Annotated in this window: 19 protein-coding genes and 3 pseudogenes; 4 read left to right on the plus strand and 18 right to left on the minus strand. The window is 70.0% G+C overall.

The window, feature by feature from the left end; genetic code table 11:
- Window position 1 precedes the first annotated feature (1 nt).
- Window positions 2–1,507 (minus strand): PLP-dependent aminotransferase family protein, encoded by a 1,506-nt coding sequence (locus G4G29_RS18145; RefSeq protein ID WP_244632174.1) that lies wholly within the window; start codon window positions 1,505–1,507, stop codon window positions 2–4.
- A gap of 31 nt (window positions 1,508–1,538) precedes the next feature.
- Between G4G29_RS18145 and G4G29_RS18150 the strand changes: the two genes are divergently transcribed.
- Window positions 1,539–1,814 (plus strand): hypothetical protein, encoded by a 276-nt coding sequence (locus tag G4G29_RS18150; RefSeq protein ID WP_210274200.1) that lies wholly within the window; start codon window positions 1,539–1,541, stop codon window positions 1,812–1,814.
- A gap of 40 nt (window positions 1,815–1,854) precedes the next feature.
- On the opposite strand, the gene G4G29_RS18155 is transcribed toward G4G29_RS18150, so the two are convergent.
- Complete coding sequence (locus tag G4G29_RS18155; RefSeq protein WP_183151081.1) at window positions 1,855–3,357, minus strand: DUF4407 domain-containing protein; 1,503 nt, start codon at window positions 3,355–3,357, stop codon at window positions 1,855–1,857.
- Window positions 3,358–3,427: 70 nt separating this feature from the next.
- Window positions 3,428–4,000 carry a TetR/AcrR family transcriptional regulator gene (locus G4G29_RS18160; RefSeq protein WP_183151082.1) on the minus strand — a complete coding sequence of 191 codons (573 nt, stop codon included), beginning with the start codon at window positions 3,998–4,000 and terminating at the stop codon, window positions 3,428–3,430.
- A 65-nt stretch (window positions 4,001–4,065) separates the two neighbouring features.
- On the opposite strand from G4G29_RS18160, the pseudogene G4G29_RS22895 reads away from it, so the two are divergent.
- Window positions 4,066–4,317: pseudogene (locus tag G4G29_RS22895) on the plus strand (NAD(P)H-dependent oxidoreductase); the annotation flags it as partial.
- A gap of 133 nt (window positions 4,318–4,450) precedes the next feature.
- Window positions 4,451–4,687: a hypothetical protein gene (locus G4G29_RS22900; protein WP_244632175.1), complete on the plus strand. Its 237-nt coding sequence runs from the start codon at window positions 4,451–4,453 to the stop codon at window positions 4,685–4,687.
- On the opposite strand, the gene rlmN is transcribed toward G4G29_RS22900, so the two are convergent.
- From rlmN to G4G29_RS18210, 9 genes and pseudogenes are all read right to left on the minus strand, one after another.
- Window positions 4,636–5,925, minus strand: a complete 1,290-nt coding sequence (gene rlmN, locus G4G29_RS18170) for a 23S rRNA (adenine(2503)-C(2))-methyltransferase RlmN (RefSeq protein ID WP_183151083.1) — start codon at window positions 5,923–5,925, stop codon at window positions 4,636–4,638. The two genes, G4G29_RS22900 and rlmN, sit on opposite strands and share 52 nt — an antisense overlap.
- A 53-nt stretch (window positions 5,926–5,978) precedes the next feature.
- On the minus strand, window positions 5,979–7,889 hold the full coding sequence (gene iolD, locus G4G29_RS18175) for a 3D-(3,5/4)-trihydroxycyclohexane-1,2-dione acylhydrolase (decyclizing) (RefSeq protein WP_244632176.1): 1,911 nt from the start codon (window positions 7,887–7,889) through the stop codon (window positions 5,979–5,981).
- Window positions 7,889–8,817: pseudogene (gene iolB, locus G4G29_RS18180) on the minus strand (5-deoxy-glucuronate isomerase). The gene iolD and the pseudogene iolB overlap by 1 nt, the downstream one beginning before the upstream one ends.
- A gap of 18 nt (window positions 8,818–8,835) precedes the next feature.
- On the minus strand, window positions 8,836–10,353 hold the full coding sequence (locus G4G29_RS18185; RefSeq protein ID WP_183151085.1) for a CoA-acylating methylmalonate-semialdehyde dehydrogenase: 1,518 nt from the start codon (window positions 10,351–10,353) through the stop codon (window positions 8,836–8,838).
- A gap of 17 nt (window positions 10,354–10,370) precedes the next feature.
- Window positions 10,371–11,270: a deoxyribose-phosphate aldolase gene (locus G4G29_RS18190; protein WP_183151086.1), complete on the minus strand. Its 900-nt coding sequence runs from the start codon at window positions 11,268–11,270 to the stop codon at window positions 10,371–10,373.
- Window position 11,271: 1 nt separating this feature from the next.
- On the minus strand, window positions 11,272–12,228 hold the full coding sequence (gene iolC / locus G4G29_RS18195) for a 5-dehydro-2-deoxygluconokinase (RefSeq protein WP_183151087.1): 957 nt from the start codon (window positions 12,226–12,228) through the stop codon (window positions 11,272–11,274).
- Window positions 12,229–12,288: 60 nt separating this feature from the next.
- On the minus strand, window positions 12,289–12,732 hold the full coding sequence (locus G4G29_RS18200) for a hypothetical protein (RefSeq protein ID WP_210274201.1): 444 nt from the start codon (window positions 12,730–12,732) through the stop codon (window positions 12,289–12,291).
- A gap of 5 nt (window positions 12,733–12,737) precedes the next feature.
- Entirely contained in the window at window positions 12,738–12,920 is a 183-nt protein-coding gene (locus G4G29_RS18205; RefSeq protein ID WP_183151089.1) for a hypothetical protein, read from the minus strand.
- A gap of 123 nt (window positions 12,921–13,043) precedes the next feature.
- Entirely contained in the window at window positions 13,044–15,500 is a 2,457-nt protein-coding gene (locus tag G4G29_RS18210; protein ID WP_183151090.1) for a hypothetical protein, read from the minus strand.
- Window positions 15,501–15,779: 279 nt separating this feature from the next.
- On the opposite strand from G4G29_RS18210, the gene G4G29_RS18215 reads away from it, so the two are divergent.
- Window positions 15,780–16,064, plus strand: coding sequence for a hypothetical protein (locus G4G29_RS18215; protein ID WP_183151091.1), 285 nt, complete (start codon window positions 15,780–15,782; stop codon window positions 16,062–16,064).
- A 197-nt stretch (window positions 16,065–16,261) separates the two neighbouring features.
- Here G4G29_RS18215 and G4G29_RS18220 read toward each other — a convergent pair whose 3' ends face one another.
- The 6 genes and pseudogenes from G4G29_RS18220 to G4G29_RS18245 all read right to left on the minus strand — a co-directional run bounded on the left by G4G29_RS18220 (window position 16,262) and on the right by G4G29_RS18245 (window position 22,678).
- Window positions 16,262–17,335, minus strand: coding sequence for an ABC transporter ATP-binding protein (locus G4G29_RS18220; RefSeq protein ID WP_183151092.1), 1,074 nt, complete (start codon window positions 17,333–17,335; stop codon window positions 16,262–16,264).
- Window positions 17,335–18,189 (minus strand): carbohydrate ABC transporter permease, encoded by an 855-nt coding sequence (locus G4G29_RS24265; RefSeq protein WP_202045679.1) that lies wholly within the window; start codon window positions 18,187–18,189, stop codon window positions 17,335–17,337. Before G4G29_RS24265 ends, G4G29_RS18220 begins: the two co-directional genes overlap by 1 nt.
- On the minus strand, window positions 18,186–19,133 hold the full coding sequence (locus G4G29_RS24270; RefSeq protein ID WP_258566928.1) for a sugar ABC transporter permease: 948 nt from the start codon (window positions 19,131–19,133) through the stop codon (window positions 18,186–18,188). The genes G4G29_RS24265 and G4G29_RS24270 overlap by 4 nt, the downstream gene beginning before the upstream one ends.
- 229 nt (window positions 19,134–19,362) lie before the next feature.
- Window positions 19,363–20,544: pseudogene (locus tag G4G29_RS22910) on the minus strand (extracellular solute-binding protein); the annotation flags it as partial.
- A 65-nt stretch (window positions 20,545–20,609) separates the two neighbouring features.
- Window positions 20,610–21,773, minus strand: coding sequence for a Gfo/Idh/MocA family oxidoreductase (locus G4G29_RS18240; protein WP_183151093.1), 1,164 nt, complete (start codon window positions 21,771–21,773; stop codon window positions 20,610–20,612).
- The gene (locus G4G29_RS18245) at window positions 21,770–22,678 is read right to left on the minus strand and encodes a TIM barrel protein (protein ID WP_244632177.1); all 909 of its coding nucleotides are present in this window, start codon (window positions 22,676–22,678) and stop codon (window positions 21,770–21,772) included. The genes G4G29_RS18240 and G4G29_RS18245 overlap by 4 nt, the downstream gene beginning before the upstream one ends.
- Between the last annotated feature and the right edge of the window lie 65 nt (window positions 22,679–22,743).

Raw genomic sequence — 22,743 nt, forward strand, 5'->3', positions numbered from 1 at the left:
CCTAGGAAGCCATCCCGAGAGTCTCCCGATATTCTCGCCAGGCTGCTCCGAGCCGGCGGATGCCTTCCGCGAGCACGTCGTCGGGGGCGGTGAAGGGGATGCGGATGTGATCGTCGGGAGAGGCCGACACCGCGAAGGCGGCGCTTCCGGCGATCGAGACCCCATGCGTGGCGGCGACCCTGACGAGGGACGCCGCCGACCCCGCCGGCGGCCGGACCCAGAGCGAGAGTCCACCGCGGGGAGGCTCGACGTTCCAGTCGGGCAGGTGCTCCGCCATCAACGCCTCCAGCAGACGCAGCCGCTCCTGGTGGATGCGGCTGTTCGCCCGACGGAGGTCGTCGGCACGGGCGATCAGGTCGAGTGCGAGCAGCTGACCGGGCACACTCGTGGACTGATCGGCGAGCTGCCGAGCGCCGCGGAGCCGACGCACCAGCACGGGGTCGGCGCGCAGCCACCCGATCCGCAACCCTGCCCACACCCACTTCGAGACCGACTCGACGACGATGATCGGCGCATCGGCGCGTTCGGCGGCGAGGGAGGGAGGCACGACGCCGTCGAACGAGATGCCCGCCAGCACTCGGTCTTCGATCACGGGAACCCCGTACCGGGCTGCGAGCTCCGCGACGCGATGCCGGGCGGCCGCGGGCAGCCGCGTTCCCGTGGGGTTCTGGTGGTGCGGGTTGAGGGCGATGAGCACGGGCCGCAGCCGTGCGATGGCCTGCTCCAGAGCATCGACGTCGAGCCCGTCGTCACCCATCGGGACACCGTGCACCGTGCCCCCACGCAGACCCACCGAGTCGGTGACACCCGGCCAGGTGATCTCTTCCGCGAGAACGATGTCGCCAGGACCGACGAGCGCGTTGACGACGAGGCTGATGGCCTGCTGCGCGCCGTGCGTGACGAGGATCTGCTCCGGCGTGGTCGGCGTGCCCTCCGCGCCGTACATGTCGGCGATCAGGGTCCGCAGCGCAGGGAGGCCCGCGGGGTCGGTCTCCGGCAGCAGCGCGAGGTCGAGGCGCGGTGTGTGCTCGCGGATGAGCTGCACCCCGAGGTCGGAGATCTGCGGCACGGTGCGCAGCAGGTCGATCGCATTGGGCAGTGCGGAGAACAGCGCCTCTCCCCTGCCGGGACGCTGCACCGGGGTGACTGCTACCGCTGCTCCGGCGATACGGGTACCGCTGCCCTGACGCCGCTCCACGAGCCCGCTCTCGGCGAGCGCGGCGTAGGCGGCGACCACGGTCCCGCGCGACACCGAGCTCATCGCCGCGAGTGCACGCTCCGCCGGCAGCCGATCTCCCGGTCGCAGTTCTCCGCTCGCGATGAGGCCCTCGATGCCCCGGGCGAGGCGGGCGGCCAGGGTGCCGTCGCCCTGGGTCCAGCGACCGAGTCGTGCCGACAGGGCCTCGGACGAGACCTCGCCCGCGTGCACGAGCGCGGGCACCCGCGCCGGAACCGTGGCCGAATCGTGGACCACTGGCCGGACATTGGCCCTGTCATCGCTGCGCATGACATCCGATTCTGGACCAATGAACAGGCCATTGACCACCCACGACGTCGAACTCGGTCCAATCGACCTCGATTGGACCATCATCGAACTGCTCGAATGGCTCAGCAGAGATGACGCACGCCAGCACGACGTGAGCCTTCAGCATCCGCTCGCCCGCATCGAGGCCGCCCTGACCGGGGAGAACTGGTCCCGGACGCCGTCGACGGTCGCCCTGATCCGCGCCCTGACGCTCCTCGCACCCGCTCACGGGTCGACCGTGATCGCGGACATCCTCTTCGCATCGCAGATCCTGCCGAGGGTCGCATAGATGAGATCAGACACTGCGACGCGAGGGCAGGACGGCGACGTCAGGTGGCCTGCGCGGAGGGTGGCGTGGAAGGGGGCGTCGTCACGATCTCTGCGCGGTCACGGAACCCTTCGGCCGTCACCTTGTCGAGCGCGACCTGCCTGCGGATCGCGGCCGCCTTCTCGTACAGGCTCGGGTCGCCATAGCTCGTGAGGACCTTCACCAGCACCGGCAGCAGCTCGATCATGAAGAACAGCGCCGCGATGAGGATGTGCGCCCACAGGATCGCCGGCTCCTTCTCGCTCAACCGGTTCAGGCCGCTGATCTGGCTGAGCAGGCCGACAGCACCCGCGTTGCCCTGCGCGACGGCATCCGCTCGGGCGTTGCTGTACGCCGCGAGCGCCTGATCGTAGGTGTCGCGCGCGGTCGGGAGCTGCGACTTCGCCTGCTCGCGGTTCTGCGCCTCGGACGACGAGGTGTTCTCCTTGGCGGCGGTCCCGGCGGCGGCGAGCTCCTCGTTGGCCGTGCGCAGCTGCGCGGCGAGCGCGTCGTAGGTCTGCTGGGCCTCGGCGAGCTGGGCCTTGGCGGCATCCGAGCTCGCACCCTCGCCGTTGACTCCGGTGCAGCCCGGAACGGTGCCGGCGCCTTCACCCGTCAGCTCGCACTGGTACAGCACCCGTGCCTGATCGATCACGGCCTGCTGCGCCGTCATCTTCGCGGTCACATCGTCGACCGTGGCCTGCGCTGCCGATTCCGTCGCCGATGAGGACTCCGTCCCCGCGACGATGCCGGTCGCGGCCTGGTTCTCGAGCTCGGCGACCTTGGCGGATGCCGCATCGAGCGCGATCTTCTCCGGGCCCGACTCCAGAGCCTCCTGGTCGGACTGCGACTGCGTGATGTTGGTCGACGCGACCTCGCGGGCAATGTCGTTGTGGAAGATCTGGAGCACGAGCGGCTCGGCCACGACGAAGCCGATGATCGCAGCCATGATCACCCGCGGGATCGCGAGACCGATGAGCCGCCAGACGTTGCGCGTCGAACTCATGGTCGAGGTGAGGAAGCGGTCGAGGTTGAAGATGATGAGCGCCCACACGATCGCCAGCGGGACGGCCAGCCAGATCGCCGCCTGCACACCGGTGGTGAGGGCGAACAGCATCGAGATCGCCGAGACGAGGGCGGTGCCGGCGAGGACGAAGAACATCTGCACGAAGCGGGGAGTCTCGCCGGGGACGCGGTCGAGGATCTCGCCCTCCGCCCCTCCGAGGATCGCCAGCGTGCGGGCGCGCGAGCCCGGGGTACGCGCGGCACGCGTGCGGCGGGGCGTGCGGACACGCGGTTCGCGCGCGGGCTTCACCGGTGCGGGCTCGTCGGCCGCGACCGCATCGGCGATCGGGGTCGCCTCGGCAGGATCTGCGACGGGGACCTCGCGGGTGGCGTCGTCGGTGCCGGTGGGCTCGAACTCGCGCAGGAAGTCGAGGTCATCCGTGGCGGCTTCGGGCTCGCTGTCGAGGATGATCCGACCCTGCGAGTCGTAGCGACCCGGTCGATGGGCGGAATAGGGCATCCGAACAATCTACGAAATATCGCCTGTGGATACCGTGGAAAAGTCCTTGGAGCGCCTCACAGGATGCTGGTCAGGCTGCCGGGAGCTGCCGATCCAGGGCCGCGGCGTAGGCGGTGAGGGCGTCGTCGAGCGTGAAGTGCCCTGCTGCGGCGAGCGTGCCCAGGCCGTGGATCTGGCCCCACACGGCGACGACGTCGGTGGGGCGGTCGAGTCCGGCCGCGGCGGCGGCCTCGGCGAGCACGGCCTCGAGCCCGTCGATCAGCGGCGCCATCGTGGCGGTCGGAAACCCGGGGATGCAGACCGTGGGGTCGTAGACGGCGTCGAACGCATGCGGATGCTCGACGGCGAAGCGGATGTACGCCGACCCGCCGTCGGAGAGAGCCGCCCGCGGAGTCGATGCCTGCGCGGCGGCCGCACGGACCTGCGCGAGGAGGTCCGCCATGCTGCGCTCCGCGAGTGCCTTGAGCAGTCCGAGCCGGTCGGAGAAGTGATGGTACGGCGCATTGTGGCTGACGTTCGCGGCCCGCGCGACCTCGCGCAGACTGATCTCCGCGGCCGGCATCCGCTCCAGCAGCTGCATCGCGGCATCCTCGAGCGCACGGGCGAGATCGCCGTGGTGGTAGCCGTCCTTCGAACTTGACATGAGCAACATCCTCTCCTATCTTGACAGTGTCCACCAGCTTGACACTGTCCAGATAGGAATCCGACATGACCGCTCTCGTGATCGACGGCCACCCCGACGCCCGCTCCCTGACCGCCTCGCTCGCGCAGCGGTACTCCGCGGGCCACGGCGATGCGCGGGTGCTCGCCCTGCGCGACCTCGACTTCGACCCGCACCTGCGCTTCGGCTACCGGGAGCGCATGACGCTCGAACCCGACCTCGTCGATGCGAAGCAGGCTCTGCACGAAGCCGACAGCATCATCGTCGCCACCCCGCTCTGGTGGGGTTCGGTCCCCGCCCTGCTCAAGGGGTTCTTCGACCGCGCCCTGCTGCCGCAGCAGGAGTACCGCTACTCAAGCTCGGCCTGCCCGAGGGCCTGCTGCCCGCTCGGCGGGGGCGGCTGCTGCTGCTCGCCGACACCCCTGGTTCGCGGTGCCGTTCACCGGGCTGCCGGCGCAGACCCAGGTGGTCCGCAACACGCTGCGCCTGTGCGGTGTGAGCTCGGTGCGCACGACGCGCATGCTCGGGGTCAAGGGCGCGGACACGGCGACCATCGCGCGATGGCTCGACCGGGCCGAGCGACTCGGTGCGAACGACGGCAGTCGCGCGCGGGCGCCTCAGGCCATCGCGGCCGACGCCGCCTCGTCTTCCGTCGTCGCGACCAGCTGACCGCAGGCGCCGTCGATCTCCTTGCCGCGGGTGTCGCGGAGGGTCGTCGGGATGCCGGCGTCGTTGAGCCTGCGCACGAACTCGTTCTGCACGGGGATCTCCGACGACGTCCAGATGGAGCCGGGCGTCGGGTTCAACGGGATCGGGTTCACGTGCACCCAGCCGCGACCGCGCTGGTTGAGCTTCTCGGCCAGCAGATCGGCGCGCCAGGCGTGGTCGTTCATGTCCTTGATCAGCGCGTACTCGATCGAGACCCGCCGGCCGGTCTTGGCGTAGTAGTCGTAGGCGGCGTCGAGGGCCTCGTCGACCTTCCACCGCGAGTTCACCGGGATGAGCTCGTCACGCAGATGGTCGTCGGGCGCGTGCAGCGACAGCGCGAAGGTCACCGGGATGTTCTCGTCGGCGAGCTTCTTGATCGCGGGCACGAGGCCGACCGTTGACACGGTGATGCCGCGGGCGCTCATGCCGAGGCCGTCGGGCTGCGGGGCGACCATCGAGCGCACCGCATCCATGACGCGCTTGTAATTGGCCAGCGGCTCGCCCATGCCCATGAAGACGATGTTCGAGACGCGCTCCATGCTGTGGTCGTCGGCCTTCTTGCCGCCGAGGCCGCCCTCGGCGATCAGGCGGTTCGCGCGCACGATCTGCTCGATGATCTCGGCCGTCGACATGTTGCGGGTCAGCCCGGCCTGCCCGGTCGCGCAGAACGGGCAGTTCATGCCGCAGCCCGCCTGGCTCGACACGCACAGCGTGATGCGGCCCGGGTAGCGCATGAGCACCGACTCGACCAGGGCCCCGTCGTGCAGACGCCAGAGGAACTTGATCGTGTCGCCACGGTCGGTCTCGAGGCGCCGCACCTCGGTGAGCAGCGGCGGCAGGAGCCCGGCCACCAGCTCGTCGCGGATCCCCGCGGGGAGGTCGGTCATCTCGGCAGGGTCCGACGTGTAGTGGCGGAAGTAGTGGGTCGACAGCTGCTTCGCGCGGAAGCCGGGCAGCCCGAGCTCCTTGACCTTCTCGGTACGCTCGGCCGGAGTGAGGTCGGCGAGGTGCACGGGCGGCTTGCCGCGCTTGGGGCTCGCGAACTGCAGGAGCGGACGCCCCTCGGCATCCTTCTGCTGCGTCCAGCCCTCGGTCGCAGGGCGCACCTGGGGCGCACGGGTCTCGCGGATCGCCCCCGAGCGGGACGAGGCGGGCGCTGCCTGTGGCCGCGTCTCGCGCGTGCGGGGGTTCTCGGTCATACCTCCAGGGTACCGGCGCCCGGGTGGGAGACGGCTGGGCCGGACGGCGCCGCTCAGCCGAGCAGGGGTCGCTGCGCCGCGCGCTGCTGCTCGTACTCGGCTCGCGCGCGCTGCGCGGCGGCGGTGCCCGCCACCTCGGCGACCGGCACATCCCACCAGCCCTCCCCGTCGGGCCCGTAGACCAGCGGGTCGCTCTCGATGTGGATGAGCGTCGCCCTGTCGGACGCCTTCGCGGTGCGCATGGCCGCACGCAGGTCGTCGATCGCCGCTGCGCCTGGCGCCACCTCGATCACGTCGATGCCGTAGCTGCGGGCGTTCATGGCGAGATCGACCGGCAGCGGATCGCCGTCCTGGAAACTGCGCGCCTCGGGATCGTAGCTGCGGTACTTCGTGCCGAACCGCTCGGAGCCGACCGTCTCGGACAGGTGCCCGATCGACGCGAACCCCTGGTTCTGGATCAGCACGACGATGACCTTGAGGTTCTCGGCGACGATCGTCGCAAGCTCGGAGCTGAGCATGAGGTACGAGCCGTCGCCGACCATGACCACCACGTCGCGCTCGTCACCCGCCGCCTGGAGTCCCCGCTTGACCCCGAGGCCGCCCGCGATCTCGTACCCCATCGTGGAGAACGCGTACTCCACGTGATAGCCGAGCGGATCGCTCACGCGCCACAGCTTGTGGAGGTCGCCGGGAAGCGATCCCGCCGCCTGCACCACGACGTCGACGTCGGCGACCTCGGCGCGCACCGCCCCGATGATCTCGGGCTGGCCCGGCAGTGCCCGTCCGGTCGGGGCGAGGGCCGCATCGACCACGCCATCCCACTCGCGCTTCTGCGCGGCGACCTCGGCCGCGAGCGCCTCGCTCATCCGCACGCCTTCGAGTCCGGCCGTCAATGCCACGATGGCCTCCCGCGCATCGGCGACGAGCGGGAGCGAGGTGCCGTGCTTATACGCGTCGAACGCCGCGACGTTCACGTTCACGAACACCGCGTCGGGGTGCTGGAAGGCCGTGCGCGACGCGGTCGTGAAGTCGCTGAACCGCGTACCGATGCCGATGATGACATCGGCACGGGCGGCGAGGCGGTTCGCGGCCGTCGACCCCGTCGCACCGATGCCTCCGACGTACTGAGGATGATCCCAGGGCAGCGCGCCACCGCCCGCCTGCGTCGTGCCGACCGGGATCCCGGTGGCCTCCGCAAACGCCCGCAGCGCCTGCTCGGCGCCCGAGTAGATCACCCCACCGCCCGCGACGACCAGGGGGCGTTCGGCACTCCGGATCGCGGCGACGGCCCGGGCGAGCGGTCCGTGCTCGGGCAGCGGGCGACGGATGTGCCACTCGCGGTCCTGCAGGAATTCGAGGGGCACGTCGAGCGCCTCGGCCTGCACGTCCTCCGGGAGTGCGATCGTCACGGCGCCCGTCTCGGCGGGGTCCGTCAGCACACGCATCGCGGCGAGCGCGATCGAGAAGAGCTGCTCCGGGCGCTGCACGCGGTCGAAGAACACCGAGAGCGGACGGAACGCGTCGTTCACGGTCAGCCCGATGTCGTGCGGCCGCTCCAACTGCTGCAGCACGGGGTCGGCGACCCTCGTGGCGAAGGTGTCGCTGGGGAGCAGCAGCGCGGGGAGCCGGTTGGTCGTCGCCAGGGCGGCTCCTGTGAGCATGTTCGTGGCACCGGGACCCACCGACGCGGTGCTGGCGAAGGTGGCGCGTCGACGGTGCATCCGCGCGAAGCCCACGGCCTGATGCACCATCGCCTGCTCGTTGCGGGCCTGGTGGTACGGCATCAGGTCGGGCTGGTCGAGGTTGTACTCCTGCAGCGCCTGGCCGAGACCGGCGACGTTGCCGTGCCCGAAGATGCCGAACATCCCGGGGATCGTCCGCTCCCGGATGTCGCCGTCGACCGTCCACTGGTGCGACAGGAACTCCACGAGGGCCTGCCCCACCGTCATCCGCTTCGTCGGCATCACTGCGCTCCTTCTGCGCGTCCGGAGGATCGTGCGCGATACGGGAGTCGGGGGTCGATGTCCTGCCCGCTCCAGCTGTCCCGCACCCAGGCGTGGGCGGGGTCGTCTGTGATGAGCCAGGCACGATCGCGGTCGGGGCCGGCCATCACGTTGAGGTAGTAGAGGTCGTAGCCGGGCGCGGCGACGGCGGGGCCGTGGTAGCCGAAGGGCACCAACGCGATGTCTCCCGTGCGGACGCGCGCGGCGATGTCGATCTCGCCGGCGGCCGAGGAGTAGGTCGCGAACATCCCGAACGCCGCATCGGCGCGCGCGGGCTCGCCCTCGGCGCGGGTGGGCGCGGCCTCGAAGTAGTAGATCTCCTCGAGCCGCGACTCCCGCCCCGGGAGCTGCTCGTCGTGCTTGTGCGGCGGATACGACGACCAGTTCTCGGCGGGCGTGATGACCTCGCACACGATCAGGCGCTCGGCGTCGAGCGCCTCCGGCGTGCCGAAGTTGTGCACCTGGCGGCTCGATGCGCCGGCGCCGCGCAGCTCCACGGGAGTCTCCTCGGCTCTGACGTACCGGGTCGGATGCACGACGTCGGTGCGCGCGGCGGCGACGGCGAACCGCCCCCGGCCGCGGACGACGGCGGTGGACGCGCAGGACAGATAGAGCACGTCGGTCGGCCCCTCGAACGCCGACGCGCGTCCTGTCAGGACGGTCTCGGAGACGGCTCCGCGCTCGGTGTGCTCCACCGTGAAGGAGCCGGCGAGCGGGACGATGATCCGCTCCACGCCGGTGTCGGCGAGAGCCAGGTTCTCCCCTCGGCGAGCACACCGATGCGGATGGCGGTGTGCTGCCACCCCGGTGTGCGCTCGTCGACCACGCTCTCCCAGCCGTCACGGCCGAGCGTGCCGCGGCGGTGGAACCACTCCCGATCCTCGGTCATGCCACTCCTGTCCGTGCGTCAGCTGTTCTGCGGGAAGCCGAGGTCGATGCCCCCGTGGGCGGCCGGGTCGAGCCAGCGGCTCGTGATGGCCTTCTCGCGCGTGAAGAACTCGAACCCGTGGACACCGTACGCCTTGGCGTCCCCGAACAACGACGCCTTCCATCCGCCGAACGAGTGATAGGCGACCGGCACCGGGATGGGGACGTTGATCCCGATCATCCCGACCTGCACCTCGTGCTGGAAACGACGTGCGGCACCACCGTCGTTCGTGAAGATCGCCGTGCCGTTGCCGAAGCGCCCCGAGTTGATGAGGTCGAGCCCCTCCTGGAACGTCGCGACGCGCAGCACCGAGAGCACCGGGCCGAAGATCTCGTCGCGGTACGCCTGCGAGGTCGTCGGAACCCCGTCGAGCAGTGTCGGCCCGAACCAGAACCCGTCCTCTCTACCCTCGACCGTCAGACCCCGGCCGTCGACCACGATCCTGGCGCCGTCGGCCTCGGCGACATCCACGTAGCCCGCGACCTTGGCGCGGTGCTCGGCGCTGATCAGCGGACCCATGTCGGGCTCGCCGGCACCATCGCCGGCGCCGTCGCCGATCCGCAGACGGCCGATCCGCTCCGTGATGCGTTCGATCAGCGCATCCGCGACAGGCTCCACGGCCAGCAGCACCGAGACCGCCATGCAACGCTCGCCCGCCGCGCCGAAGCCCGCATTCACCGCCTGATCCGCGACGAGATCGAGATCGGCATCCGGCAGCACCAGCATGTGGTTCTTCGCGCCGCCGAGCGCCTGCACCCGCTTGCCGTTGCGCGCGGCGGTCTCGTAGATGTACTGCGCGATCGGCGTGGAGCCCACGAACGAGATGGCCGACACCTCGTCGCTGTGCAGCAGTCCGTCCACGGCCTGCTTGTCGCCCTGCAGCACCGTGAACACGCCGGCCGGGAGACCGGCCTCCGCCCAGAGCTCCGCCATCCACAGGGCGGCCGAGGGATCCTTCTCGCTGGGCTTCAGGATCACGGCGTTGCCCGCGGCGATCGCGATCGGGAAGAACCACATCGGCACCATCGCCGGGAAGTTGAAGGGAGAGATGATGCCGACCACGCCCAGCGGCTGCTTGAGCGAGTACACGTCGATCCCCGTCGACACGTTCTCGGAGTAGGCGCCCTTGATCAGGTGCGGGAAGCCGGTCGCGAGCTCGACGACCTCCTGCCCCCGCAGGATCTCGCCCATCGCGTCCGAGAGGACCTTCCCGTGCTCGGCGGTGATGATCGCCGCGAGCTCCGTCTTGCGCGCGTTCAACAGCTCCCGGAAAGCGAACAGCACGCTCTGCCGCTTCGCGATGGACCACCCGCTCCACTCGTCGAACCCGCGCCGCGCCGAGGCGATCGCGGCCGCGATCTCGGTGTCGTCGGCGAGGGCGACACGGCCGCTGATCCGCCCGGTCGCCGGATTGAACACCGGCGCCGTCCGCGCGCTCGTCGACGGACGCGGAGCACCATCGATCCAATGGCCGATCTCGGGGATGTCGGAGGTCATGGAGTCCTTCTGCGGGGTCAGGCCGTGCGGCCGGGGTGGACGAGGGAGGCGGCGACGTCGATGGCCGCTGCCACGTCGATGTCGGAGGAGTACAGCAGCGTGCGGCCGACCGTGAGGCCGCGCACACCGGGAAGGGACAGGGCGTCCTCCCACGAGGAGAACGTGTCGTCGGGGTCGGCACCCGCATCGCCGCCGAGCAGCAGCACCGGCATCGTGGTCGCGGCCAGCACGCGCTCCATGTCGTCCACCACCGGGAGCTTGAGCCAGGTGCTGGCGCTGCTCGCTCCGAGGCCGCTCGCGATGGCGATCGACAGCATCACGGCGTCAGGACTCAGGTCGTTGACGACTCGTCCGTCGAGGCGGCGGCTGAGGAAGGGCTCGAGCATGATCGGAAGGTCGGCACGCGCGGCCGCGGTCACCGCGTCGGCGGTGGAGGCGAGGGTGGGCGCCGTCCCGTCGTCGTCGAGGTTCACGCGGAGCAGGGCCTTGGCGAAGTCGATGCCGGAGTCGACCATGGCTGGCACGTCGTACCCCGTGTAGCGGTCGTCCATCTCGAAGCTCGCGCCGCGCAGCCCGCCGCGGTTCATCGAGCCGACCACGATCTTGTCGTCGAGCAGTCCGAGCACGGCGAGGTCGTCGATGATGTCGGGGGTGCCGAGCACGCCGTCGACGCCGGGGTGTCGCAGCGCGATCGCGAGGCGGTCGAGCAGCTCATAGCGATCGGCCATGGCGTACGGCGATCCGCCCACCGCCAGGGCCCCGCGGGCGGGGTGGTCGGCGGCGATGATGAAGAGCCGTCCGTCGTCGCGGATGATGTCACGGCGACGGCGCCCGGCGAGGGTCTCGCGGATCGTGTGCGGCGACTCGGCACGCACGGCGCGAAGCCGCTGGAAGTCCGCATCGGTCAAAGCTGTCATCTCACGCATCTCCGTTCACGACCTCGGCGACCTCGCGCTCGGTCGGCATCGCCGTCGAGCACTCCCGCCGGCCGGCCACGATGCCGCCCGCCGCGTTCGCGTAGGTGAGGGTCTTCTCGAGTTCCCAGTCCGCCAGCAGCCCGTGGCACAGCGCTCCGCCGAACGCGTCGCCGGCGCCGAGCCCGTTCACGACCTCGACCGCGGTCGCGGGGATCTCGACCTGTCGCGACCGCGTCTTCGCGAGGACCCCTCGGGGGCCCTGTTTGACGATCGCCAGCTCCACTCCTCGTTCGAGGAGCGCGTCGGCCGCCCGCTGCGGATCGGTCTCGCCGACGGCGACCTCGCACTCTTCACGATTGCCGACGGCGACCGTGGCGAAGCGCAGGGCGTGCTGGATCTGCGCCCTGGCGTGCTCCGGTGTCTCCCAGAACATGGGCCGGTAGTCGAGGTCGAACACGGTGTGGGCGCGTCGGCCACGCCTCGCGAGCAGGTCGAGGTGCGTCTGCCTGCTCGGCTCCTCGCTCAGACCGGTCGCGGTGAACCAGACGAGCGCCGCCTCCCGCACCGTGTCGTCGTCGACGTCGTCCGGACGGATCTGCAGATCGGGTGCGGTGGGCTCCCGGTAGAAGTACAGCGGGAAGTCGTCGGGCGGGAAGATCTCGCAGAACGTGATCGGCGTCTTGTAGGTCGGGTCGGTCGCCACGAAGTCGTTGCGCACTCCGAGCCGCTGGAGCTCGTCGCGGAGGTACTGCCCGAACGGGTCGTCTCCGACGCGCGAGAGGAGCGCGGTGTCGTGCCCGTACCGCGCGGCGGCCACCGCGACGTTGGCGGCGCTGCCTCCGAGGTACTTGCCGAAGGTGGTGACCTCGCCGAGTCCGACACCATCCTGGAGCGGATACAGGTCGACGCCCAGCCGACCGATGGTCAGGATCTCGGTGATCGATCGTTCCTCCGTCATCACCCCTCCTCTCCGTCTCGCATTTGTCTTAACATTAGCACTTAGTGGGTTCTTTGGGATTCAGTCGATCGCGCGCCGGATGCTGAGCATCCCACCGCCCACCACGCGGGCAGCCGCCGCATCGAAGGCGCCTCCCTGCGCCTCACCGGCCAGGTCGACCCGCATCCAATCGCCGGGCGACGCGAACGCCAGGTCGCGCTCCTCGCCGAGGTAGTTCACGAACCGCAGCTCGGCCTCGCTCCCCACGCGCCGCGCCGACTCGAGCACGACATCTCCGGCGACCTCGACGGGGAAAGCCGCCTCGGGCAGCGGACCATCGACCTCACCGGAGCCCCGGACCACGAGCGGGTCGTGCCGGAAGAGGTCACCGGCGCGCACGGCGCCCGCGTCGTCGGCACCGACCATGATCGCCAGGTCGGTGTGCACGGCCACGCCCAGGTACTGCGCCCCGGGGACGGGGATCTCGGAGCCGGCCGGCTCATCGCGCAGCGGGTGCACGTTCACGCTCATCATCCCCACCGAGCGCGACAGTGTGACCGCGAGCGCATCGGGGCACCGGGCGCCGAGACCAGCTCGTACTCCGACAGCTTCTGCACCAGCACCGCCGTCGACCCCGCGGCCGCGAAACGGTAGGCCGGATAGGTGGGCAGCGGGAACTCGCCCCAGCCGCCCTCGGCCTCGCGCCCGCGCACCGTCGTGCCGTACTGCCCCGCGCTGCGGAGGAGTCGAGCCCCGTGCCGTCGACGGGGACCAGCACCCGGAGCCGGTGGTCGGACGCGGTGTTCACGTAGTCGATGCCGACCCGCAGGAACCCCTCACCCTCGCGCAGTTCGATCGTGGTCTCGGTCTCCAGCGGCACCGTGCGGGTCGAGCGGCGGCGGTCCGGGTCGAGGCTCACCGGCAGGTCGTAGGTCCGACGGATGCGGATGCGTCCGCGCAACGGCCCCTCCTCGACCACGCTCACCTCGACCGACGACGGCTCCGACACCGCAGAGGCCGCGTCGACCGGACCGTAGTTGTACGAGTCGCCGCAATCGCCCTCGTCGATGAGGGCGAGCGCGCCGTCGATCGACGAGCCGTCCGCCCCCTCGATCCGGACGGTGCCGTCGGGGTTCACGGTCGCCGTCAGCGCCGCGTTGGAGAGTGCCTCTGCGGTCACGGTGACGGGGTCGACGGATGCCGCAGCGCTCGTCTCGTCGACCGCGGCGAGCGCGAGTCCGTCGACGTCGACCGCCAGCAGAGCGCGGTGCCGCTGGTCGGCGATGGTCTCGACGTGCCAGAGGCCTTCGCCCCCGGCATCCGCCGCCACGCGCTCCTCCAGCTCGACGGTGAAGGCCGCCAGGTCCCACACGCCCTGCGCGCTCGGCGACCTGGAAGCGCAGCGATCCGTCTCCCCACTCGTAGCCGTTGATCTGCTGTCCGAACAGCTCACGACCGTGGATGCGACGGAGGATCTTCGGCAGGTCGGCGGTGCGCATGCGCTCGTCTCCGAGCACGGTCGGCAGCGGGTCGAGCAGCTGCACACCGGGAGCGAGCGCGCCGGGGTCGACGCCGTGCAGCGTGACCTCGACCTGTGCGCGCCGCGCGAACCCCGAGGGGTTGAACACCAGATGGCGTGTCGGCGAGACCGCGGCCGACACGTCACGCAGCACGCTGTCGATCACGCCACGGGCGATGTGCCCTGCGGTGTGGATGCGGGTACCGACCTGTTCCGTGGCGTCGACACCGCAGCCCGTGACCGAGTCGTGCGCGGTGCTCTCCACGATGCGGTACCAGGCGGTGTCGAAGAAGGAGCGGTGGTCGCGCGTGCCGTACAGGAGGTCGAGGCGCTCCGCCGCGGTGAGCGCCTGCTCGGACCTGGCCATCTCGCGCTTGAGGTTCGTGCGGATCGAGAAGACGCCGGGCAGCAGGTTGCCCCTCGCGTGCGAGCGCATCTCGCCGTGCACTTGCGGGAGGGCGGCGAGCGTGTCGACGTCGGTCGCGTACCGCGCGAGGTGCTCGTCGAGCGTCGCGATCGACAGGTGCGGCTCCTGCCCCGCCGCGTCGTACTCGCGGATGACCTCGGCGAGGTCTTCGGGCGGGGCGGAATGGTCGGTGCCGAGCATCGCGAGCACCGGGTCGTCGCCGTACCAGGAGGCGGTGCGCTCGGCGTAGTCGGGGGCGAGCGCGGGGAGCTGACCGGGCAGCGCGAACATGTCGAGTCCGTTGCCGTACCCGTCGAAGAGGTACTCGCAGCGCACCGCGTCGCCGTTCGGAGCCACCCAGGCGAAGGCGTGCTCGGCGACACCGGCGGGCACGCCGCGCCAGAGGGCGCTGTGGCGGATGCCGAACCCGGCGAGGATCTGCGGCATCTGCGCCGCGTGCCCGAACATGTCGGGGAGGTAGCCGACGGGCATCGCGCGTCCGAGGCGCGCGCTCACCGCCCGGCCGAGTTCGAGGTTGCGGATGATGGTCTCGCCGTCGCAGCCGAACTCGTCGAGCAGGATCAGGAACGGTCCGATACTCAACTGCCCGCGCTCGACCAGGGCGACCACGCGGTCGCGCATGTCGGGGCGCATCTCGAGGTAGTCATCGACGGCCGCGGCCTGTCCGTCGAGCGTGAACCGGTACGACGGCTCCGCCTCGAGGATGCCGATCAGCCGGTCGAGCATGTGCACGAGCCGGAGGCGGAACACATCGTGCGGCTCGTACCACTCGCGATCCCAGTGGGTGTGGGGGACGACGACGATCTCACTGCTCACGGGCGGGGACTCCTGAATCTCTGGATGGGACGTTCGGGCGCGGTCAGGCGCAGAGGGCGGCGATGCTGCGGTCGGCGTGCAGCAGGTAGTAGGGGCCGGCAGCGGGATCGCCGTCGAAGGAGGCGCTGTCGCCGTGCACCGAGCGTCGCTCCCCTCGCCGTCGACGAGGATCAGGCCGTCGGCGTCGATCGCGAGCAGCTCTCCGTCGACCCGCAGCAGCACCGGCGCGGTGAACAGTTCGGGCATGCTGAGGCCGTCCCGCACCGAGACCCCGCCCATGATGGCGGTGCGACCGGCGGCGACTCCGGCCAGGATGGCCTCGACCGAGTCGTTCTCGGCCGCCACCCAGGTGGTCGGCGTGCCGGGGCCGACACCCTGGCTCCGCATGTGGAAGTCGGCGCCACCGAGGAGCACGGCGCTCTTGTCCCACCGTTCGTGGAAGGCGAGCGGTGAGGTGGCGATGAGCTCGCGGTACCAGGTGGAGTGCCACAGCTCGATCGCGCGCGGAGTGCGGTCGAGGGGTGCAGCCACGAGCAGTCGCCGGAGATCGGGTGGTTCACGCTCAGCACGCCGCCGCGTCGCTCGACCTCGTCGACCCACTCCTGCGCCGGGCGGCGGAAGTCGATCCAGCCGATGTCGCCGAACGCGTTCGCGTGGCCACGGTGCGTGGTGACCTCCTGTCCGGGGAGCAGGGTGATGCCCTGCTCCGCCCCGACGACGGGCAGGTGCGCGTGGTGACTGGTCGTGTTGTGGTCGGTCACGGCGAGGAAGTCGAGCCCGGCGCGCACGCCGAGCGCCGCGAGACCGGAGATGCTCGCGGCCGTCGGAGTGCAGCGTGTGCGCGTGGAAGTCGCCCGCGTACCAGCGCAGACCGGCGGGAGCAGGGAGGTTCCTCGCGCTGCCCCGGCGCACGTCGGTCACGGGCACGGCGACGGGGCCGTGGTCGATCTCCGACTCCGCGGGAAGCAGGATCTCCACCACGACGTCGGCCCCACCGGCGCTGAGCCGGTGCACCCCGAGGATCACGTACCACTCGCCCTCTTCCGGGCGACCGGGCAGGTACCCGGGGTGGCGTCATCGGTGCGGATCACGTAGTCCTGTCGTGCACCGCCCGACCATCCGCGCCACCCGCGGCGCCCTCGCAGCCGAGGTCGATCACCGCCGCCTCCGCGTCATACGAGATGCGCACCTCGAGCGAGTCCGTGCCGCGGGCACGTCGAACGGCACGCGCACGTACCGGTCTTCGTTCTGGATCTCGTGGGTGAGGTGGAGGGTGGTGCGGATGCTCGCCATCAGCCGATCCGCTCGGTGGATCCGGTGTCGAAGAGCAGCGCGCGGTTCAGCTGCGGCACGATCCAGCCGCGGTCGCCGGCGACCGGCTCCTGCTCTTCGGGGACGACGACCTGCATCTTGTGCTCGCCGGCGCTCACCAGCACCAGGCTCGTCGCCCCGAGCGTCTCGGTGACGACGACCTCGGCCGCGATGCCGCCTTCGATCGGCTCCGTCGACCAGCGCAGGTACTCCGGACGGATGCCCCAGCTCACCGCCTGGCCGTCGCGCACCGATGCCGCCGCCTCGACGGGAACCGGCACGTCCGCGTCGCCGATGCGCACGGCACCGCCGGTGACCGTGGTCTCCAACAGGTTCATGGGCACCGAACCGATGAACCCGGCGACGAAGGTGTTGTTCGGGCGATGGAAGATCTCCCGCGGCGAACCGATCTGCTGCAGCTTGCCGGCCTTCATCACCGCGATGCGGTCGGCGAGCGCGAGCGCCTCGGCCTGGTCGTGCGTCACGAACACCGTGGTGACGCCGAGGTCGCGCTGCAGCTCCTTGAGGAAGGTGCGCGCCTCGAGCCGCAGACGCGCGTCGAGGTTCGAGAGCGGCTCGTCGAGCAGCAGGACGTCGGGGCGCGTCGCCACGGCGCGGGCGAGAGCCACCCGCTGTTGCTGCCCACCGGACAGCTGTCCAGGACGGCGCTCGATGAGTCCGTTCAGGGAGAGGCCGTTGGCGACGGACTCGGCCGTGGTGCGGCGCTCGCCCTTGGCCACGCGGCGGATCCGCAGCGGGTACGCGATGTTGTCGCCGACGTCCATGTGCGGGAAGAGGGCGTAGTCCTGGAAGACCATCGCCACCCCGCGCTCTCCGGGCTCGGCGTTCGTGACGTCCTTCGTCCCGATCGTGAGCTTTCCTGAGGTGATGCTCTCGAGGCCCGCGATGGAGCGGAGGAGCGTGGTCTTCCCGCATCCGGACGGACCGAGGAGGGCGAAGAACTCGCCGTCCGCGATCTCGACGTCGACGCTGTCGACGCCGCGCACCCCACCGGGGTACTCCTTGACGAGTTCTGTTGCGATGATGGCGGCCATCAGGACTTGATCCCTCCGTGGAAGCGGAAGCCGTAGCGGCGGTTGACGAAGAAGTAGATGAGGAGGACGGGCACCGAGAACACCAGCGAGAACGCCGAGATGAGTCGGAGATCGGCCTGGCCGCTCTCGGTGTAGAAGGTGTACATGAGCACGGCGGCCGGCTGCATGTCGGGCGTGCGCAGCAGCAGGAACGGCACGAGGAAGTTGCCCCACACCTGCACGATCGTCCAGATCGCGATGAACGCCAGCCCGGGTCGGGCGATCGGCACGACGACGTCCTTGAGGATGCGGAACGGTCCGGCGCCATACAGCCGCGCCGATTCCTCGTACGACTTCGGGATCGAGTCCATGAAGTCCTTGAGGATGAAGATCACCGTGGGCAGGATGCCTCCGGCGAGCACCAGGATGACTCCGACGTGCGTGTTGATCAGCTGCAGCTGGTTGATGAGCTGGAACGTGGGGACCATCGCCGCGGTGCCGGTCACGATCGACGACAGCAGCAGCAGCCCGTAGAGGATGCCGTCGCGCCCGGGGATGTTGATGCGGCTCATCGCGTACGACGCCAGGGCGCCGAGCACGATCACGAGCGCCATCGTCCCGATGCCGAGGATGAGCGAGTTCAGGATGGACTTCATCGCATACGGGTTCTCGACCAGCCGCGCGAAGTTGTCGAGCGTCCAGTCCGGCCACGACACGGTCAACGAGGGGGTCGCGTCGAACGGCGCGAGGATCAGCCACACCATCGGCAGCGCGAAGAACAGCGACACGAGCACGAGGACGAGCGTGAACAGGATCCGCGACACGAAGTGGGTCACCGACCGGTCGCGAGCCACCGTCTTGATGGTCGTCATCATGAGCGCACCTTCTTCTTCTTCGTGCTCCGGCCCCGCGAGACGCGCGTGTACATCAGCGCGATGACGAGGTTGATGAGGAGCATGATCAGCGAGATCGCGGCGCCGAGTCCGAGCTGTCCGCCCGGGATGGCGGTCTGGTAGATGTACACCGAGAGGATGTCGGTCTGACCGTTCGGCCCACCGGCCGTGAGCAGGTACGGCGTGAACGTGTTGAAGGTCCACAGCGTGATCAGCAGCGTGTTGGTCAGCAGGTGGCCCTTGATGTTCGGCAGGATCACGTCGCGCAGCTGCTGCCAGGTGTTGGCCCCGACCATGCGGGCGCTCTCCAGCTGCGACGGCGGCACGGCGCTGATCGCCGACGAGAACAGCTGCATCGAGAACGCGGTCCCGACCCAGATGTTGAAGATGATGATGCACTCCATCGGGTGCTCGATCAGCCACGCCGCCCCCTCGGTGCCGAGCAGGGCGTTGAGCGTCCCGGTGCGTCGGTCGAGGAGCGCGAGCCACAGGAACGACGCGACCGAGGCGGGGATGACCCACGCGGCGAGCACGAGCGTCTCGACGAAGGTCTTGACCCCGGCGCGCACGTTGCGCAGCATCCAGGCGAGAGCGAATCCGAGGACCGTCTGCCCGATGATGCCCGAGACGAGCACGAACACGAGCGTGAGCCACAGCGAGTTCCAGAACCGCGGATCGTTCAGAGCGGTCGAGAAGTTCTCGAGTCCGACGAACTGCGGGCTGGCGGCCGCGAAGCCGGTCAACCGGTAGTTCGTCATCCCGAGGTAGACGGTCCAGATCGCCGGGAAGAGGAGGAACAGCCCGATCAGGAGCAGGCCGGGTGCCGCGAACAGCGTCGCCCGTGCCCGCCCGAGACCGGCGACATCCTCCGCGCGGCGCCGGCGGGGAGCGGTGACGCTCCCCGCCGGCATCGTTGCGTTCGTCATCGTCACTGGAGATCGAGTCCGGACCCACGACGCCTTCGAGTCCGCGGACGTACGTCTTCAGGGTGTCGTCGACCGAGGTTCCGGTGGCGACGTCGAGCGTGGCCTGCTGCAGCAGCACCGAGACCTGCGGGTAGGCCGCGAGGCCGGGGCGGTATGCCGTGATCGGCAGCACCTCCTCGCTCACGAACGTCAGCATCGGGTCGGACGAGAGCAGCTTCTCGTTCACGTCGTTGCGCGGCGAGATCGCGAGGGTGCCGGCGGCACGGGCCTCGTAGGCCTCGGGCGAGTTCATGAACGCGAGCAGCTCCCACGCCAGCTCGGCGTGCTTCGAGTTGGGGTTGAGCACGCGCCCGGTGCCTCCCGACATCGACACGTAGTCCTGGCCGTCGATGCCCTCGCCCGGTTCGATCGCCGGGATCTTGGCGTAGCCGACGACGTCGTCGCGGTCTGCCATCGGCGCGGTGCCGACACCCTCGGCGGGGTTGATCACCGAACGCCAGAAGTAGTCACCCTCCAGGAGGATGCCGATCTTGCCCTCGGCGAAGAGCTGGAACGAGGTGTCGCGGCCCGACGCCTCCTGCTGCAGCACCGGATCGCCGAGCCCCTCGTCGACGTAGATCGTCTTGTAGAGGTCGAGCACCTCCTCCATGCCGTCGGTGGCGCCGATCCACTTGCCGTCCTCGAAGACCTGCTCTCCGGTGCCGACCAGCATCGGCAGCAGCCCCTGCATGGTGGTCGCCTCACCCATCGCCGTTCCGGCGTTGAGCTGGATCGGCGTGACACCGTCGAGCTTCTTGAGGTCGCCTGCCGCGTCGAGGATGTCGTCCCAGCTCTCGGGAGCCCAGTCCTCGTCGAGGCCGGCCTGCACGAAGAGATCCTTGTTGTAGTAGAGCACCCGGCCGTCGGCGCCCTGCGGCACCCCGTAGCGCTCGCCGTCGAACGAGAGGGCGTTCTGCACGGCGTCGGGGATCTGCGCCCAGCCGTCCCAGTCGTCCACGGCGCTGCCGCCCACCTCGGCGAGCGGCTTGATGTATCCGGCTTCGGCGAACTCGCCGACCCAGATGCCGTCCATGCCGATGATGTCGGCGCCCTTGCCCGACTGGAGGTCGAGCGCGATCTTCGTCTTGTAGTCCTCGTCGTCCACGCCCTGCGGCTGGAACTCGACGGTGACGTCCTTGCCGTCCTCCTCCATCGCCTTCTCGAACTCGGGGATGACCCAGTCCGCGATCCAGTCCGCCTCGGCGGCGTTCTTCCCGCCGGTGATGGAGTTGGTGGTGAGGGTGAGGGTGACGGGGCCAGACGACTCCTCCGTCTCGGGCTCCGAGCTTCCGGAGCAGCCGGCCAGGACGACCGCACCGACGGTGGTGAGGGCGAACGCCGCGAGCAGGCGGCGCTTTCCATACGTGACCATTTCCGACCTTTCTGTGTCGCTGATCGCCGAGCGAGAACCGCTCGGATTCGGGTGTTGCGGGGTGTCTACTGCGCGGCTTCGGCGCCCGGTGCGAGTGCGAAGCCCTTCGAGAGTGCGAGAGCGCGGATCATCCGCTGCCCGACGCGCACGTCGGCGACCGACTCCTCGACGCCCGCCCCGGAGGGGCGTTCGCCGCGGACCAGCGCCGCCAGCGCGTACAGCTCGTTCTCGAAAGCCTCTTGCTGCATCCAACGCGATTCGCTCACGCGGATGCCGAGCTCCGGGTGACTCTCGGTCACGCGGAGGATGGTGGGGAGGTTGGTCACGTAGGGCACGCCGAAGACGAGCTCGATCGTTCCGGTCTCGTGGTGGAAGGTGACGGTCTCCTGGTAGTCGGGGTAGCCGTCGATGTAGTGCCAGTCGACGGTCCACGGCGTCTCGTCGCGCGCGAGCGCTCCCCTCAGGTGCACGGAGCCCGGCATCTTCGGCCCCCAGTGCTGTGCGGACGACACCTCACCGAGTCCCCCGACGAGCGAGCGGAGCAGGCCCACGTCGTGCACGATCGAGCCGAGCACCACGTTGGTGTAGAGCGTGCGGAGGTCGGCGGGCAGGTCGGAGCCGACGGCGCCGTCGACGACCGAGGAGGTCGAGGCGAGGAGCGGCTCCAGCGCCTCGCGCGGGACGTCTCCGGTGGGCGCGGCCAGTCGCGCGTACGCGAGCTGCGAGCCGTCGAGCGGATGCATCACCTGTACGCTGACGGCACGGAGGGTCACATCGGCCAGCAGCTCCTTCGCCCGCAGCGAGGCCGTGTCGTACTCCTTCATGTAGCCGACACGCACCCAGTCGCGCAGGTCGACACCCGCCTCGTCGGCGTATGCGGTGAGCGCATCGAGCTCTGCCACCGAGTAGGCCAGCGGCTTCTCGGCGAGCACGCGGATGCCGGCGCGGACGAGGCGCAGCGTGTCTCCGGCGTGCGAGCCGGTGGTGGCGAGGATCGCGGCGTCGACCTCGACCGCACCGTCGGTCTTCGCGGCGACGAGGTCGTCGACCGAGGTGAACCTGTGCGCGTCGGCGACGCCGTATCGCCGCCCCATGTCGGCGGTGCGCTCCGCGGAGAGGTCGACCAGCGCCGCGATGGCGAACGTGTCGGCGTTCCTGCGCAGGAGGGGAAGATGCACGCTCTGACTGATCGCACCGAGACCGATGACGGCGACGCGTGTGACGCTCATGCGAACCACCGCCGCAGGGCCTCGCGGTTGGCGACCTGGTCGGCCTTGGCACGCTCGACGTCTGCGGCCGAGCGCGGCACGACGTCCTGCTCGACGATGAGCCAGCCCTGGTATGCGCTGGCGATGATCTCGTCCAGCAGTTCGGTCACCGCGAGGTCGCCGTCGCCCAGCGGCACGAAGACCCGCTTCTCCCACACGGAGCGCATCGGGTCGTCGTCCTGGAGCGCCTCGTGCAGGATCCCGGTGCGGGCGTCCTTGAGGTGGAGGTGGTTGATGCGGTCCCGCCAGCGACGGAAGTCGGCCAGAGGATCGCCCCCGCCGATGAGCAGGTGACCGGAGTCGAAGGTGAGGCCGACGTCGGTCGAGGCGAGGAGCGCATCGACCTCCTCGGGAGTCTCGACATAGGTGCAGGCATGGTGGTGGAACGTGGGTTCGAGTCCGCGTTCGCGTACCCGGGAGACCGCGGCATTCACCCGGTCGGCGAACCGCGCCCAGGCGTCGCCGCGCAGCGTGAGCTCCGGCGCTCCGCCCGGCTTCGCCTTGCGCTTCGCGCTGCCCGAATCGGCGAGCGTGGGCAGAGGCGCCATGGCCTGGTCGTTCTCGGCTGCGGAGACGAACACATCGAGGATGTCGTCGAGCGCGGCGAGGGCAGCGGCGAACTGCTCCTCGTCGGCCGCGAACGGAAGATCGGCCCAGCCGCCGGCGAGTTCGAGGCCGTGACGGTCCAGGCGATCCGTGAGATCCGCTCCGCGCCCGAGCAGTCCCACGGGGCCGAGGTCGATGCCCTGGTACCCGGCGTCGCTGACCCAGCGGGCGAGTTCCTCCCCCTGCGGCAGAGCGACGAGGTCCGGTCGAGCCAGCTCGAAGACTCCGTAGCTGACCGGAGCGTTCGCGATGCGGATCACGCGTGTTCCTTTCTTCATTGAACGGTCGGACCCAGGTCCGTTGAGAATGTTAGCAGGTCATGACA

It is taken from the genome of Microbacterium sp. Se63.02b (assembly GCF_014171575.1).
In the GTDB taxonomy this organism is placed as follows: domain Bacteria; phylum Actinomycetota; class Actinomycetes; order Actinomycetales; family Microbacteriaceae; genus Microbacterium.